The 14,070-nt window shown below is 71.4% G+C and carries 15 protein-coding genes; 9 read left to right on the forward strand and 6 right to left on the reverse strand.

The window, feature by feature from the left end; genetic code table 11:
- Window positions 1-79 precede the first annotated feature (79 nt).
- The 4 genes from KAK03_RS09040 (at window position 80) to KAK03_RS09055 (ending at window position 3,536) form a co-directional block, all read left to right on the forward strand.
- Window positions 80-1,147: a LacI family DNA-binding transcriptional regulator gene (locus KAK03_RS09040; protein WP_210853573.1), complete on the forward strand. Its 1,068-nt coding sequence runs from the start codon at window positions 80-82 to the stop codon at window positions 1,145-1,147.
- A gap of 153 nt (window positions 1,148-1,300) precedes the next feature.
- A complete protein-coding gene (locus KAK03_RS09045) occupies window positions 1,301-2,656 on the forward strand; it encodes a GH1 family beta-glucosidase (protein ID WP_210853575.1) in 1,356 nt (451 codons plus the stop codon).
- 14 nt (window positions 2,657-2,670) lie between these two features.
- The gene (locus tag KAK03_RS09050) at window positions 2,671-3,063 is read left to right on the forward strand and encodes a glycoside hydrolase family 16 protein (RefSeq protein WP_210853577.1); all 393 of its coding nucleotides are present in this window, start codon (window positions 2,671-2,673) and stop codon (window positions 3,061-3,063) included.
- Window positions 3,064-3,209: 146 nt separating this feature from the next.
- Window positions 3,210-3,536 carry a glycoside hydrolase family 16 protein gene (locus tag KAK03_RS09055; RefSeq protein ID WP_210853579.1) on the forward strand — a complete coding sequence of 109 codons (327 nt, stop codon included), beginning with the start codon at window positions 3,210-3,212 and terminating at the stop codon, window positions 3,534-3,536.
- Here KAK03_RS09055 and KAK03_RS09060 read toward each other — a convergent pair.
- From KAK03_RS09060 to KAK03_RS09070, 3 genes are read right to left on the reverse strand one after another with little or no spacing between them, the layout of a single operon-like run.
- Window positions 3,514-4,029 (reverse strand): dihydrofolate reductase, encoded by a 516-nt coding sequence (locus KAK03_RS09060; protein ID WP_210853581.1) that lies wholly within the window; start codon window positions 4,027-4,029, stop codon window positions 3,514-3,516. The genes KAK03_RS09055 and KAK03_RS09060 overlap by 23 nt on opposite strands.
- Entirely contained in the window at window positions 4,026-4,913 is an 888-nt protein-coding gene (locus KAK03_RS09065) for a DMT family transporter (protein WP_210853583.1), read from the reverse strand. The genes KAK03_RS09060 and KAK03_RS09065 overlap by 4 nt, the downstream gene beginning before the upstream one ends.
- The gene (locus tag KAK03_RS09070; protein ID WP_210853585.1) at window positions 4,913-5,752 is read right to left on the reverse strand and encodes a thymidylate synthase; all 840 of its coding nucleotides are present in this window, start codon (window positions 5,750-5,752) and stop codon (window positions 4,913-4,915) included. Before KAK03_RS09070 ends, KAK03_RS09065 begins: the two co-directional genes overlap by 1 nt.
- Before the next feature lie 49 nt (window positions 5,753-5,801).
- On the opposite strand from KAK03_RS09070, the gene KAK03_RS09075 reads away from it, so the two are divergent.
- The gene (locus KAK03_RS09075) at window positions 5,802-6,920 is read left to right on the forward strand and encodes an acyltransferase family protein (RefSeq protein ID WP_210853587.1); all 1,119 of its coding nucleotides are present in this window, start codon (window positions 5,802-5,804) and stop codon (window positions 6,918-6,920) included.
- On the opposite strand, the gene KAK03_RS09080 is transcribed toward KAK03_RS09075, so the two are convergent.
- Window positions 6,921-8,705 (reverse strand): ABC transporter transmembrane domain-containing protein, encoded by a 1,785-nt coding sequence (locus KAK03_RS09080; RefSeq protein ID WP_210853589.1) that lies wholly within the window; start codon window positions 8,703-8,705, stop codon window positions 6,921-6,923.
- Between the two features lie 119 nt (window positions 8,706-8,824).
- On the opposite strand from KAK03_RS09080, the gene KAK03_RS09085 reads away from it, so the two are divergent.
- The 4 genes from KAK03_RS09085 to KAK03_RS09100 are packed head-to-tail and all read left to right on the forward strand — an operon-like array spanning window position 8,825 to window position 13,607.
- Window positions 8,825-9,337, forward strand: coding sequence for a MarR family winged helix-turn-helix transcriptional regulator (locus KAK03_RS09085; RefSeq protein WP_210853590.1), 513 nt, complete (start codon window positions 8,825-8,827; stop codon window positions 9,335-9,337).
- The gene (locus KAK03_RS09090) at window positions 9,334-10,767 is read left to right on the forward strand and encodes an efflux transporter outer membrane subunit (RefSeq protein WP_210853592.1); all 1,434 of its coding nucleotides are present in this window, start codon (window positions 9,334-9,336) and stop codon (window positions 10,765-10,767) included. The genes KAK03_RS09085 and KAK03_RS09090 overlap by 4 nt, the downstream gene beginning before the upstream one ends.
- A 31-nt stretch (window positions 10,768-10,798) precedes the next feature.
- Complete coding sequence (locus KAK03_RS09095) at window positions 10,799-12,019, forward strand: HlyD family secretion protein (protein ID WP_210853594.1); 1,221 nt, start codon at window positions 10,799-10,801, stop codon at window positions 12,017-12,019.
- A 13-nt stretch (window positions 12,020-12,032) separates the two neighbouring features.
- Window positions 12,033-13,607, forward strand: coding sequence for a DHA2 family efflux MFS transporter permease subunit (locus KAK03_RS09100; protein WP_210853595.1), 1,575 nt, complete (start codon window positions 12,033-12,035; stop codon window positions 13,605-13,607).
- Here the strand turns inward: KAK03_RS09100 and KAK03_RS09105 are convergent, their stop codons facing one another.
- Both KAK03_RS09105 and KAK03_RS09110 read right to left on the reverse strand, forming a co-directional pair.
- Window positions 13,608-13,793, reverse strand: coding sequence for a type II toxin-antitoxin system antitoxin (locus KAK03_RS09105; RefSeq protein WP_210853597.1), 186 nt, complete (start codon window positions 13,791-13,793; stop codon window positions 13,608-13,610).
- Window positions 13,793-14,065 carry a hypothetical protein gene (locus tag KAK03_RS09110; RefSeq protein ID WP_210853599.1) on the reverse strand — a complete coding sequence of 91 codons (273 nt, stop codon included), beginning with the start codon at window positions 14,063-14,065 and terminating at the stop codon, window positions 13,793-13,795. Before KAK03_RS09110 ends, KAK03_RS09105 begins: the two co-directional genes overlap by 1 nt.
- Between the last annotated feature and the right edge of the window lie 5 nt (window positions 14,066-14,070).

Genomic DNA, 14,070 nt, shown 5'->3' on the forward strand with positions numbered 1-14,070 from the left:
CAATGCAGTCAGCCCCGGCCAGCCGCGTCGATCTGCCATGAAGGCGGCGCGCCCGGCCATCCGTGCTGGATCGCGCCTGATGAGCAGCAAGCCCTCTCCCCGCCGTGCACGGGGCTCCTCAACCCCCGCCACCGATGGCGGTGCCGCTGGCGTGGTGACCCTGGAGATGGTCGCGCACACGGCAGGTGTGTCGCCCAGCACGGTCTCGCGCATCCTCAACGGCACCGCCCGGGTCAGCCAGGCCAAGCAGCAGGCGGTGGACGCCGCGATCCAGTCGCTGGGCTTTCGGCCCAACCCTGTGGCTCGGGGCCTGGCCGGTGGGCGCACGCTGAGCATCGGCGTGCTGACGCAGACGATCAGCAGCCCCTTCTATGGCGAGGCCTTGCATGCCATCGAGGACCGGCTGGACGAGGCCGGCTACATCCCGATCTTTGTCAGCGGCCATTGGCAGGAGGTCGAGGAGCGCAAGGCGCTGGAGGCGCTGATCGCCCGCCGCGTCGACGGGCTGATCGTGCTGGCCGGGCGCCTGTCCAGCCGCGCGCTGCAGGCCGGCGCCGGCCACCTGCCACTGGTGGTGGTGGGCCGCACCATGGAAGGCCCGCGCGTGCATGGCCTGACCCTTGACAACCGGGCTGGCGCGGCCATGGCCACGCAGCACCTGATCGATTGCGGCCACCGCCGCATCGCCCACATCGCTGGCGAACCCGACCATGCCGATGCCCACGAACGGCTGGCCGGCTACCGCGATGCGCTGGACCGCGCCGGCCTGCCGTTCGACCCGGCGCTGGTGACCCCGGGTGACTACACCGAGGCGGGCGGCCTGCTGGCGGTGAACCGCCTCCTCGACGCCCAGCGGCCTTTCACCGCGATCTTCGCCGCCAATGACCAGACTGCGATCGGCGCGGCATTGGGCCTGTACCGGCGCCATGTGCGGGTGCCCGACGACGTCTCGCTGGTGGGCTTCGACGATCTGGCGCCGGCGCGCTTCGCCATCCCGCCGCTGACCACGGTGCGCCAGCCCGTCTACGAGATGGGCTTCCAGGCCGCGGGCGCGATGATGGCCCTCTTGCGCGGCGAGCCTGCGCAGGTGGCCTTGCCGCCGCTGCAACTGGTGCCGCGCGAGTCGGTGCGCCGCCTGCAGCGCTGATCCCCTCGCGCGGTCCACGCCGAACCGTGGGGTTCGGGGTTTTCCTGCAGCCTGTTGCGGCCCCCCTCCACGCAGAATCTCTGGCAAAATGAAAGCGCTTTCAGTTTCGAATCCGATCGGGCCTGATGAAGGCCGACCACGCTGACCGCCACCATGTCCCGGACCCTCACCGAGCTCCCATCCTTTCCCCCCGACTTCGTCTGGGGCGTGGCCACCAGCGCCTTCCAGATCGAAGGCGCCGCCCATGAAGCTGGCAAGGGCGAGTCCATCTGGGACCGCTTCTGCCGCCAGCCCGGCGCGATTGCCGACGGCTCGAACGGCGACATCGCCTGCGACCACATCAAGCGCGTGGACGAGGACCTGGACCTGATCGCGCGGCTGGGGGTCGACGCCTACCGTTTTTCAGTCAGCTGGCCGCGCGTGCAGCCCGACGGCCGCGGTGCCTTCAACGAGGCCGGCCTGGCCTTCTACGACCGCTTGGTCGACGGCCTGCTGGCCCGCGGCCTGCGCCCCTACCTGACGCTGAACCACTGGGACCTGCCTCAGGCGCTGCAGGACGGCGGCGGCTGGGCGGTGCGCGACACCGTGCACCGCTTCGTCGACTACGCCCGCGCGGTGAATGCCCGGCTGGGTGACCGTCTGGCCGCCGTCACCACCCACAACGAGCCCTGGGTGATGGCGGTGCTGGGCCATGAGAGCGGGATCTTCGCGCCCGGCATCCGCCATCGTGGCACCGCGATGCAGGTCGCGCACCATCTGCTGCTGAGCCATGGCCTGGCGCTGCAGGCGCTGCGTGCCGACGGCTGCCGCAGCCGCCTGGGCATCGTGCTGAACCTGTCACCGATCGGCCCGGCCACCGACAGCCCCGAGGACCGCGCCGCCGCCTGGCTGGAGGATGGCCGCCTGGTGCGCTGGTACATGGATCCGCTGCTGCTGGGGCGCTATCCCGAGGACGTCTGGCAGCACCTGGGGGCCGACGCGCCGCGCATCGAGCCCGGCGATCTGGCCGCGATCGCCACGCCGATGGACTACCTGGGCATCAACTACTACACCCGCGGCGTGGTCAGCGCCAGTGGCGGCTGGAGCGCGCAGTCCAGTGGCCTGCCGCTCACCGACATGGGCTGGGAAGTCGTGCCCGAGGGCCTGACCGAACTGCTGCTGCGCCTGCACCGTGACTGGGACCTGCCGCCGGTCTACGTGATGGAGAACGGCGCGGCCTTCCGTGACGAACTGGTCGACGGCCAGGTCATGGACACCGAACGTCGCGACTACATCGCCCGCCACATCGCCGCCACCCACCAGGCCCTGGCCGCCGGCGTGCCGATGGCTGGCTACATGGTCTGGAGCCTGATGGACAACTTCGAGTGGGCCTCGGGTTACGCCAAGCGCTTCGGCATCGTCCACGTCGATTACGCCACGCTGGCCCGCACGCCCAAGCAGAGCTACCACTGGTACCGCCACTTCCTGCAGTCCCAGCGTGCGCAGCGTCAGCAGCCTCAGGCCGCCTGACACCCGAGGCGACGATGGAGCCGCCCACGACCAAGATCTGGACCCTGGTCTGGCACGACGAGTTTGACGGCGACACGTTCGACCGCAGCAAGTGGGACTTCGATCTGGGCAATGGCTTCTACGACGATCGGGTACACGGCTGGGTGCCGGGCTGGGGCAACGATGAGTTGCCGTACTACACGTCGGAGCCCGAGAACGTGCAGGTGCGTGACAGCAGCGTGTTCATTCGCGCGGTCCAGGCGCCGCTGCACGGCTGTGGCTACACCTCGGCACGGCTGAAGACCCAGGCACGCGACGGCCGGGTGCTGTTCGCCAAGCGCGATGGCCGCGTCGAGTTCCGTGCCCGCATGCGCTGGGGCAAGGGCCTGTGGCCCGCCTTGTGGATGCTGCCAGCCGATGACCACTAGGGCGGCTGGGCCGCCAGCGGCGAGATCGACCTGATGGAGATCGTCGGCGAGCAGCCGCACGAGGTGCTCAACAGCCTGCATGTCGGTTCGGCCTTACCGCGCCGCTCGCTCGCCACACCACTCATCGCCTGCCTGCCGACTCCAGCGTGGCCGGTTGGCACACCTACGCCGTGGAGTGGGAGCCGGGCGAGATCCGCTTCGTTGTGGACGAGGTGCAGACCTGCAGCTACCGCCACTGGTGGAGCTGCAGCTGGCGCGAGGCAGGGCAGGGCGTGGAGGCGCGCGCCGAGGCCGATCTGAACCCCTGGCCGGCGCCCTTCGACCAGCCCTTCTACCTGCTGATGAACGTTGCGGTGGGCGGCAACGTCCCTGGCCACCCCGACCAGCACACACGGATGCGCGGCCGAAGTTCGGCTGACGGGCCGAGCCAGGGCCCGCCGCTGGCGAGCCTCAGCGCCGTCGCCGGTAGGTGACGAAGCTGATGTCGAAGTTGTTGGGCGCGGCGGCGTGGCGGGTGTCGCGGGCCACCTCGGTGAAGTCGGTGGTCGGCCAGTCGGGGAAGAAGGCGTCGGCGTCCGGCACGTCCAGCGCCAGCTCGGTCAGCAGCAACTCATCGGCCAGCGGCAGTGCCTGGACGTACAGCTCGGCGCCACCGATCACGAACACCCGCGGCACGCCGGCGCAGCGCGCCAGCGCCTCGGGCACGCTGCCCACGACCTCGGCGCCGGGACAGACCAGGCCGGTCTGACGGCTCAGCACCAGGTTGCGCCGTCCAGGCAGCGGACGAAAACGCTCGGGCAGTGATTCCCAGGTGCGCCGGCCCATCAGCACCGGCGCGCCCTGGGTGCTGCGGCGGAAGTGGGCCAGGTCCTCCGGCAGGTGCCAGGGCAGCTGGTTGGCGCGGCCGATCGCGCGGCCACGGGCCAGCGCGGCGATCAGGACCAGGTCGGGGCGGGTGTCGCTCATGGGGCCGATTGTCGGCGCGGCAGCAGCGCGCTGGCGATGGCCAGCACGATGGCCAGTGCCGCCACCAGGTCCAGCGGCCGCGGCCATTCGCCGACGATCGCGGTGGCCGCCGCGGTGCCCACCAGCGGCACGGCCATGATCGAGAAGGCGCTGGCCGAGGGCGGCAGCGTGCGCGCCATGCCGAACCAGATCACCTGGGCCACGCCATAGTTGAGCAGCACGCCATAGAGCAGCGACCACCACAGGCCGGTGCTCCAGGCCGCCGGGCTGGGCGTGGCCTCCAGCAGTGGCGCCACGCACCAGAAGAAGGCCGAACCCAGCGCCATCATCCACACCGTCACCGCCTCGGTGGGCATGGGACAGGTGGTGCGGCGCATCAGCACCGTGCCGGCCGCCCAGCTGAAGGCGGCGGCCTGCATCCACAGCACGCCTTCGGGCCGACCAGCCAGATGGGCCAGTTCCTGCCAGGACAGCAGCAGCACCGCGGCCAGTGCGGCGACGGCCGACAGCAGCACCCGGCCGCTGGGCCGCTCGTGGGCCAGCACCAGCGTGATCAGCACCGTCCACACCGGCATCGTGAAGCCCAGGATCGCGGCGCGCCCTGATGCCAGCGCCTGCAGGCCGGTGATCGAGCAGAAGTGCCAGGCCAAGATGTTGGGCAGCGCCAGCAGTGCCACCTGTCGCCACTCGGTGCGCGGCCAGCGCATATCGACGCCGCGCCAGAAGCGGTAGTACAGGTACAGCGTGAGCGCGCCGCCGGTCATCGTGATGGCACGGAAGTACAGCGGCGACAGCTCGCGCAGGCTGAACTTCATCATCGGCCAGTTGACGCCCCACATCAGCGTGAGGGCCACCAGCACCGCGATCTGGCGCGGCTGCAGCATCAGACCGCGACGTCGGCCTTGATGGCCGGATGGTGCTGGTACTCCAGCACCTCGAAGTCCTCGTACTGGTAATCAAAGATCGAGTCAGGGCGGCGCCTGATGTTCAGCACCGGGTAGGGGAAGGGCGTGCGCGCCAGCTGCGTGCGCACCTGCTCGAAGTGGTTGGTGTAGAGGTGGCAGTCGCCGCCGGTCCAGATGAAATCGCCCACGTCCAGGTCGCACTGCTGGGCCAGCATGTGGGTCAGCAGCGCGTAGCTGGCGATGTTGAAGGGCACGCCCAGGAAGATGTCGGCGCTGCGCTGGTAGAGCTGGCAGCTGAGCTTGCCGCGGCCACCCGGCGTGGTGGCCGGCGCCACGTAGAACTGGAAGAAGGCATGGCAGGGCATCAGCGCCATCTTGTCCAGGTCGGCCACGTTCCAGGCGCTGACGATGATGCGGCGGCTGTCGGGGTTGCTCCTGAGCTGCTGCACCACCTGCGCGATCTGGTCGATGTGGCCACCGTCCGGCGTGGGCCAGTTGCGCCACTGCACGCCATAGACCGGCCCCAGCTCGCCGTCCTCGCGCGCCCACTCGTCCCAGATCGTGCAGCCACGCTCCTGCAGCCACTTGACATTGCTGTCGCCGCGCAGGAACCACAGCAGCTCGACGATGATCGCCTTCAGGAAGACCTTCTTGGTGGTCACCAGCGGGAAGCCTTCGGAGAGGTCGAAGCGCATCTGGTGACCGAACACGCTGCGCGTGCCGGTGCCGGTGCGGTCGCCCTTGGCCACGCCGTGTTCCCAGACATGGCGCATGAAATCTTCGTACTGCGAGCGGACAGGGCGGGCGGCGGAACTCATGGGGCCGGATTATCCCGCGGCCGGGGTGTCACACTCGGCGCTGGCCGCCATGACCTCGCCGCACCGCCTGCATTTCCTCGATGACCTGCGCCTGCTGGCGCTGGGTGCGCTGCTGCTCTACCACGTGGGCATGGCCTATGTGCCCTGGCCCTGGCATGTGAAGGGCGGTGTCACCAGCGCCGCGCTGGCGCCCTGGATGCTGGCGCTCAACCCGTGGCGGATGAGCCTGTTGTTCGCCATCTCCGGTGCGGTCACCAGCCTGACGATCGCTGGTGCGCCCCCGGGATGGCTGCGCGCCCGGATGACGCGCCTGGGTGCACCACTGCTGCTGGGCGTGCTGCTGATCGTGCCGCCGCAGGCCTGGTGGCAGGTGCGTGAGCAGTTCGGCTACACCGGCGACTTCCTCGACTTCATGGGCCTGTACCTGCGCGGCTACCACGGCTTCTGTGATGCAGCCGGGCACTGCCTGGTGCTGCCCACCTGGAACCACCTGTGGTTCCTGCCCTACCTGATGGTCTACACGGGGCTGCTGTGGGCCACGCTGCGGCGCTGGCCCAGGGCGCTGGATGAGGCCGGGGCCTGGCTGGCCACGCGCCTGGGCGCATGGAGCCTGCTGTGGGCGCCCTGGCTGCTGCTGGCCGCCGGCCGGCTGGCCTTGCGGCCCTGGTTTGACGTCACCCACGACCTGATCCACGACCCGCTGGCCCATGCGCAGTACGTCCCGGCGTTCCTGGCCGGCGCCGTCTGGGCGCGCACGCCAGGCGCCTGGGCGGCGATCGCGCGCCTGCGGCACCTGGCGCTGGCGTTGGCGGTGACGGCATTCGCGGCATCGCAGCTGCTGGGTGAGCCCGCGCCGGCGGCACTGGTCCGGGCCGGCTTCGCATTGCAGCAGTGGTGCGGCGTGCTGGCCGCGCTGGGATTCGGCCAGCGCTGGCTGGGCGCCATCAGCACCCGGTGGCCTGGGCTGGCGGCGCGGGTGTTCCCGGTCTATGTGCTGCACCAGACGCTGCTGATCGGCGCGGTGGTGACGCTCAAGCCGCTGGGGCTGGCGCCGCTGGCCGAAGCGGGCGCGGTGCTGGGGATCACCGTGGGCGGCTCGTGGGTGCTGGCCGCCACCGCCACGCGCTGGCGCGCCGTGTCGCCCTGGCTGGGCGGTGCGACGCGCTGATCAGCCGGGCTGGAACTGCATCGCCGCCAACCGGGCGTACAGGCCGCCGCGCGCCACCAGTTCGGCGTGCGTGCCCTGCTCGACGATGCGGCCGTGTTCCAGCACGACGATGCGGTCGGCGCGCTGCACCGTGGCCAGGCGGTGGGCAATGACCAGCGTGGTGCGGTCCTGCATGGCCGATTCCAGCGCCGCCTGCACCATGCGCTCGCTCTCGGCGTCCAGCGCGCTGGTGGCCTCGTCCAGCAGCAGCAGCGGCGGGTTCTTCAGCATCGCCCGCGCGATCGACAGGCGCTGGCGCTGGCCGCCCGACAGGCGCACGCCGCGCTCGCCCAGGAAGCTGGCATAGCCCTCGGGCAGGGCCAGGATGAAGTCGTGCGCGAAGGCGGCTTTGGCGGCGGCGATCACCTCCTCGTCGGTGGCGTCGGGGCGACCGTAGCGGATGTTCTCCATCGCGCTGGCGCTGAAGATCACGCTGTCCTGCGGCACGATGCCGATGCGCGCGCGCAGCGCGGCCAGGTCGGCGTGGCGCACATCGACGCCGTCCACCTGCACCGAACCCTCGGCCACATCGTAGAAGCGCAGCAGCAGCTGCAGCACGGTGCTCTTGCCGGCACCGCTGGGGCCGACCAGGGCCACGGTCTCACCCGGCTGCACGCTCAGGCTGACGTCGTCCAGCGCCGCCTGCTGCGGCCGCGACGGGTAGCGGAAACGCACGCCCTGCAACTGCAGCGACGAGCCGCCGCGCGTGGCCGGCAGGGACTGCGGCGCGGCAGGCGATTCGATCGGCGAGCGCGCGTGCAGCAGCTCCATCAGGCGCTCGGTGGCGCCGGCGGCGCGCAGCAGATCGCCCCAGACCTCGGAGAGCACCGCCACCGAGCTGACCAGCAGGATCACGTACAGCACGGTCTGGCCCAGGTGGCCGGCGGTGATCTCGCCATGCAGCACCGCCTGGGTGCCCTGGTACAGGCCCCAGAGCAGCGCGCCGAAGGTGGCAGTGATCAGGAAGGCCACCAGCAGCGAGCGCACGCGGGTGCGCTTGCGGGCGGTGTCGAAGGCGGCCTCGGTGGCCAGCGAGAAGCGCGCGGCCTCGCGCGGCTCGGCCACGTAGCTCTGCACCACCGGCATGGCGTTGAGCACCTCGGCGGCGATCGCGGAGGAATCGGCCACGCGGTCCTGGCTGGCGCGGCTGAGCTTGCGCACCCGGCGGCCGAAGGCCAGGGCCGGCAGCACCACCACCACCAGGATGCCCATCACCTGGAACATCACCCAGGGGTTGGTGACGATCAGCATCGCCAGCGCGCCGATGCCCATCACGGTGTTGCGCAGGCCCATGCTGAGGCTGGAGCCGACCACCGTCTGCACCAGGGTGGTGTCGGTGGTCAGGCGCGAGAGCACCTCACCGGTGGCGGTGGTCTCGAAGAACTCGGGGCTTTGCCGCAGCACGTGGGCGTAGACGGCATCGCGCAGATCGGCGGTGATGCGCTCGCCCAGCCAGGTCACCATGTAGAAGCGGCTGGCCGAGAACACGCCCAGCGCCGCACCCACGCCGAACAGCGCCAGGAAATGCTCGCGCAGCGCCATCACGCGCTGCCCCGGATCGGCCGCCACGATGCCCTGGTCGACCAGGGACTTCAGGGCCGCAGGCAGCAGCAGCGTGGACACCGCTGCCAGCACCAGGAACAGCAGCGCCAGCGCGATCTGCAGGCGGTAGGGACGGAGAAAGGGCAGCAGGCCGGACAGCGATTGGGGGCTGCTGCCGGTGGGACGGTCGGGACGGGTAGCCATGCGTGCAGTGTAGGCAGCAGGTGGGGCCTGGATCGCACCCTCGTAAAAACCCTGCCAAAACGCTGGACTATTCAAATAATGACCAAGCAATCATTGCATAGGCAACTAAACTGGCGGGCATGGCAAAGAAAGAACCCGAGCCCGCTGGCTTCTACCAGCCGGGCCAGTACCGGCCGGACGAGAGCGTGGGCTACCTGATGCGCAAGGTCATCAGCTCCATCCTGGCGCAGGCCGATGCCCAGCTGGCCAGCTGTGACCTCACCTATGTGCAGTGGCTGCCGCTGTACAAGCTGGTGATGAAGGAAGGCCACACCGTGGCCGGCCTGGCGCGCGACCTGGAGATCGACCCGGGCGCGATGACCCGCTCTCTCGACCGCCTCGAGGCCAAGGGCCTGGTGCGTCGCGAGCGCTCCACCGAGGACCGTCGCGTCGTCAACCTGGTGCTCACCGACGAGGGCCGCAAGGTCGCGCGCCGCGTGCCCCAGGTGCTGGCCGACGTGCTCAATGGCCACCTGCGTGGGTTCAGCCACGACGAGTGGCGCACCCTGGTCGACCTGTTGACGCGCATGCTGGCCAACGGCGAGCGGCTGCGCCAGGGTGATGCGCAACCCGACCCGAAGGATCCGGCATGACGCCCCGCCCGACCCCATCCCCCCGCCGCATGGCCGCGCTGGCCCTGGCGGTCGCGCTGCTGGCCGGTTGCGCCACGCCTGGCGACCGTGCGCAGGCCGCGCGGCTCGACGATGGCCAGGCGCTGGCCTTGGCCGCACGCACCGAGGCACTGCCGGCCGCCGACTGGTGGCGCGTGCTGGGCGACGCCCAACTCGACACCCTGATCGAGCAGGCCCTGCGCGACCAACCCAGCCTGGCCGTGGCACGCGAGCGCGTGCGCCGCGCCCAGGCCCAGGCCGACGTCCTGCTGGCGGCCCACGGTCCGCAGGCCCAGCTGAGCGCCAGCCTGACGCGCCAGCGCTACTCGGAACATGGCCTGGTGCCCGCCCCGATCGCGGGCGATACCTGGAGCTCGGGCGAGCTGCAGGCCGCGCTGGCCTGGTCACCCGACCTGTTCGGCGCCCAGGCCGCCGAGCAGGCTGCGGCGCTGGGCCAGGCCCGTGCGGCCCGTGCCGAAGCCGCCGCCGCCGCCAACGGCCTGGCCACCCAGATCGCGCGCGGCCATGTGGCGCTGGCCCGTCTGCTGGCGCAGCGCGAGGTGCTGCAGGCCCAGACGGCCCAGCGTGAGCGCATCCGCCAGATCACCCAGCGCCGTGTTGCCGCCGGTCTGGACACCCGCGTCGAGCAGTTGCAGGCCGACGCCGCGCTGCCCGACCTGCGCGTGCAGCTCGAAGCGCTGGACGAACAGACCACGCTGCTGCGCCGCCAGCTGGCGGTGCTCAGCGGCCAGCCGCCCGAGGCGCTGAGCAGCCTGTCACCGCGCCTGACGGACCTGCGCAGTCCCGTGCTGCCAGCCACGCTGGGCGCCGACCTGCTGGGCCGCCGGCCCGACCTGGTGGCGGCGCGCTGGCGCGTCGAGGCCAGCCTGGCCGATGTGCGCGCCGCCGAGGCCGCCTTCTACCCCAGCATCAACCTGGTGGCCTATGCGGGCCTGTCGGCGCTGGGACTGGACCGGCTGTTCGACCTGGGCAGCCGCCAGCTGGGCGTGCAGCCGGCGCTGCGCCTGCCGCTGTTCGACGGCGGCCGACTGCGCGCCGCGCTGCAGGGCCGCGAGTCCGAACGCAACGCCGCCATCGCGCAGTACAACGTCACGCTGCTGGACGCGGTGCGCGAGGCCGGCGATGCGCTGGCCTCCGAGCAATCGCTGCAGCGCCAGCGCGCCGAGCAGGCGAGTGCCCTGGCCGCGGCCGAGCAGGCCCACACCATCGCCGAGAAGCGCTACGCCGCCGGCCTGGGCAACCAGCTCACCGTGCTGGCCACCGAGACCGCCGTGCTGGCGCAGCGCCGCAACGCCGTGGACCTGCAGGCGCGTCAGCTCGACAACCGCCTCGCGCTGATCAAGGCGCTGGGCGGCGGCTGGACCGACGACACCGCGCTGGCCGCCCGCTGAGCTGGCCGCGCCCCACCGAAAGACGACACCGATGAACGCCCCTGCCTCTTCTGTTTCTCCTGCCGCGGCGCGCACCGCCCGCCAGCGCGGCCTGACCGCCATCGCCCTGGTCGTGCTGCTGGCCGGCGGCGCCTGGGCCGGCTGGCACTGGCTGCATGGCCGCCACCTGCAGAGCACCGACAACGCCTACGTGGGCGGCAACGTGGTGCAGATCACGCCGCAGGTCGGCGGCACCGTGGTCGCGCTGGGCGCCGACGACAACGACGCCGTGCGCGCCGGCCAGGTGCTGGTGACGCTGGACCCGGCCGAGGCGCGGGTGGCGCTGGCCCAGGCCGAGGCCACGCTGGCGCAGACGGTGCGCGAGGTGCGCGCGCTCTACGCCAACAACACCACGCTGAAGGCCCAGATCGCGCTGCGCGAGGCCGACGTGGCCCGCGCCCAGGCCGAACTTGCACGCGCCGATGACGACGTCAAGCGCCGCGCCCCGCTGGTGGGCGAGGGCCTGGTCGGTCAGGAGGAGTTCAACCACGCCAAGGCGCAGCAGGCGGCCGCGCGCAGCGCGCTGGCCGCGGCGCAGTCGGCGGCCCAGGCGGCGCGCGACCAGCTGGCTGCCGGCCTGACGCAGACCGAAGGCACCAGCGTCGAGCAGCACCCCAATGTCCTGCGCGCCGCCGCCAGGCTGCGCGAGGCCCACCTGGCGCTGCAGCGCGTGGCCCTGGTGGCGCCGATCGACGGCCATGTGGCCAAGCGCAACGTGCAGCTGGGCCAGCGCGTCCAGGCCGGCACGCCGCTGCTGACAGTGGTGGCGATGAACCAGCTGTGGGTGGACGCCAACTTCAAGGAAGGCCAGCTGAAGGACCTGCGCATCGGTCAGCCGGCCGAGCTGACGGCCGACGTCTTTGGCGACCAGGTGGTCTTCCACGGCCGCATCGCCGGCCTGGGCGCCGGCACCGGCGCCGCCTTCGCGCTGCTGCCAGCGCAGAACGCCACCGGCAACTGGATCAAGGTGGTGCAGCGGGTGCCGGTGCGCATCGCGCTGGACCCGCAGGAACTGGCGGCGCACCCGCTGCGCGTGGGCCTGTCGATGGAGGTGAACGTCGACACCCGCGACCCCTCCGGCGCGCAGCTGGCCCAGGCGCCGCGTGCCGAGCCCCTGGCCCGCACCGCGGTCTTCGAGGCCCAGCAGAAGGCCGCCGACAGCGATGTCGAGCGCATCATCGCCGCCGCGCTGGGCCGCGGCAAGGTCCACTGAGGGGTCGGGCGCCATGGCCGAAGATGCCGCGCCGCAGGGCCTGCCGCCCCGGCCGCCGCCACTGAGCGGCACACCGCTGCTGCTGGGCACGCTGTCGCTGTCGCTGGCGACGTTCATGAACGTGCTCGATTCGTCGATCGCGAATGTCTCGCTGCCGGCCATCGCCGGCGACCTGGGCGTGAGCCCGGGCCAGGGCACCTGGGTCATCACCAGCTTCGGCATCGCCAACGCGATCTCGGTGCCGCTGACCGGCTGGCTGGTGCAGCGCTTCGGCGCGGTGCGGCTGTTCGTGGCCACGGTGCTGCTGTTCGTGTTGGCCAGCTGGCTGTGCGGCTTCGCACCCTCGCTGGAGTGGCTGGTGGCCTTCCGCGTGCTGCAGGGCCTGGTGGCCGGGCCGATGATCCCGCTGTCGCAGACCCTGCTGATGGCCACTTACCCTCCGCACAAGACCGGGCTGGCGCTGGCCCTGTGGGGCATGACCACGCTGGTGGCGCCGGTGGTCGGGCCGCTGCTGGGCGGCTGGATCACCGACAACATCAGCTGGCCCTGGATCTTCTACATCAACGTGCCGGTGGGCCTGTTCGCGGCCGGCCTGACCTGGGCCATCTACCGCAAACGCGAGACCACGATCCGCAAGCTGCCGATCGACGCCGTGGGCCTGGGTCTGCTGGTGCTGTGGGTGGGCTCGCTGCAGCTGATGCTCGACAAGGGCAAGGAGCTGGACTGGTTCTCGTCGCCGCTGATCGTTGCCCTGGGTGTCACCGCGGTGGTGGGCCTGGCGGTGTTCATCGTCTGGGAGCTCACCGCCGAGCACCCGGTGGTGGACCTGCGCTTCTTCCAGCGGCGCAATTTCGTGTTCGGCGCCGCCACCTTGTCGATCGCCTACGGCCTGTTCTTCGGCAATGTGGTGCTGATGCCGCTGTGGCTGCAGCAGTGGATGGGCTACACGGCCACCAGCGCCGGCTTTGCGCTGGCGCCGGTGGGACTGCTGGCGATCCTGCTGACACCGCTGGCCGGTCGCAAGGTCACGGTGTGGGATCCGCGCTGGATGGCCAGCGTGGCCTTCGTGATCTTTGCCGGTGTGCTGTGGGTGCGCTCGCAGTTCACCATCCAGACCGACCTGGTGCACATCATGGTGCCGACGCTGGTGCAGGGCGCGGCGATGGCGATGTTCTTCATTCCGCTGACCACGCTGACGCTGGCCGGCGTGCCGCCCGAGCGCATCCCGGCCGCCGCCGGCCTGTCCAACTTCACCCGCATCACCGCGGGGGCGATGGGCACCTCGATCTCGACCACGCTGTGGGACGACCGCGCGGCCCTGCACCACGCCCACCTCAGCGAGGCGCTGGGCAGCGGGCAGGGCGGCGCGCTGGCCGGCACGCTGGCCAACCTGCAGGCCGCCGGGCTGTCGCGCGAGCAGGCGCTGGCGCAGATCAATCGCCTGGTCGACCAGCAGGCCTACACCCGCGCGGCCGACGACATCTTCCTGGCCTCGTCGATGATCTTCCTGGCGCTGATCGCGCTGGTCTGGGTGGCGCGCCGGCCACCGCGCCAGGCGCCGCCGGCCGACGCCGCCGGCGCGCACTGATCAGGACCCGGGCGCGGGCCGGGGCGGCGGCGCCGGCTTGATGCCGCGCCGCGCCAGCGCCTCGCGCAGCAGGAACTCGATCTGCGCGTTGGCGCTGCGCAGTTCCTGCGCGGCCAGGCGCTCGATCTCGGCCCACAGCGCAGGGTCGATGCGCAGCGGATAGCTCTTCTTGCCGGGGCTGGCCATCAGTGCTTGCGCCGGTCACCCAGGCCGGGTGGATCTTCTGAAAACCAGCCCCAGGCGGCGTCGCGTGCGCCCCGGCGCAGCAGCGCCTGCGCCAGTGTGCCGGTCAGCCAGGCCAGCAGGGCCAGCGTGGCGAGCACGCACAGCGCCAGCAGCACGGCCGCCCCCATCAGGCGTGGCGTGCTCCAGGCGGGCAGCAGGTCGTGTCCGGCCATGACAGCGACGCCGCACAGCGCCAGCACGGCCACGGACAGTTTGAGCATCAGCAGGTTCATGGCGA

Origin of the sequence: Ideonella alba, from assembly GCF_018069845.1 — a bacterium.
GTDB classification, from domain to species: Bacteria; Pseudomonadota; Gammaproteobacteria; order Burkholderiales; family Burkholderiaceae_C; genus Ideonella; species Ideonella alba.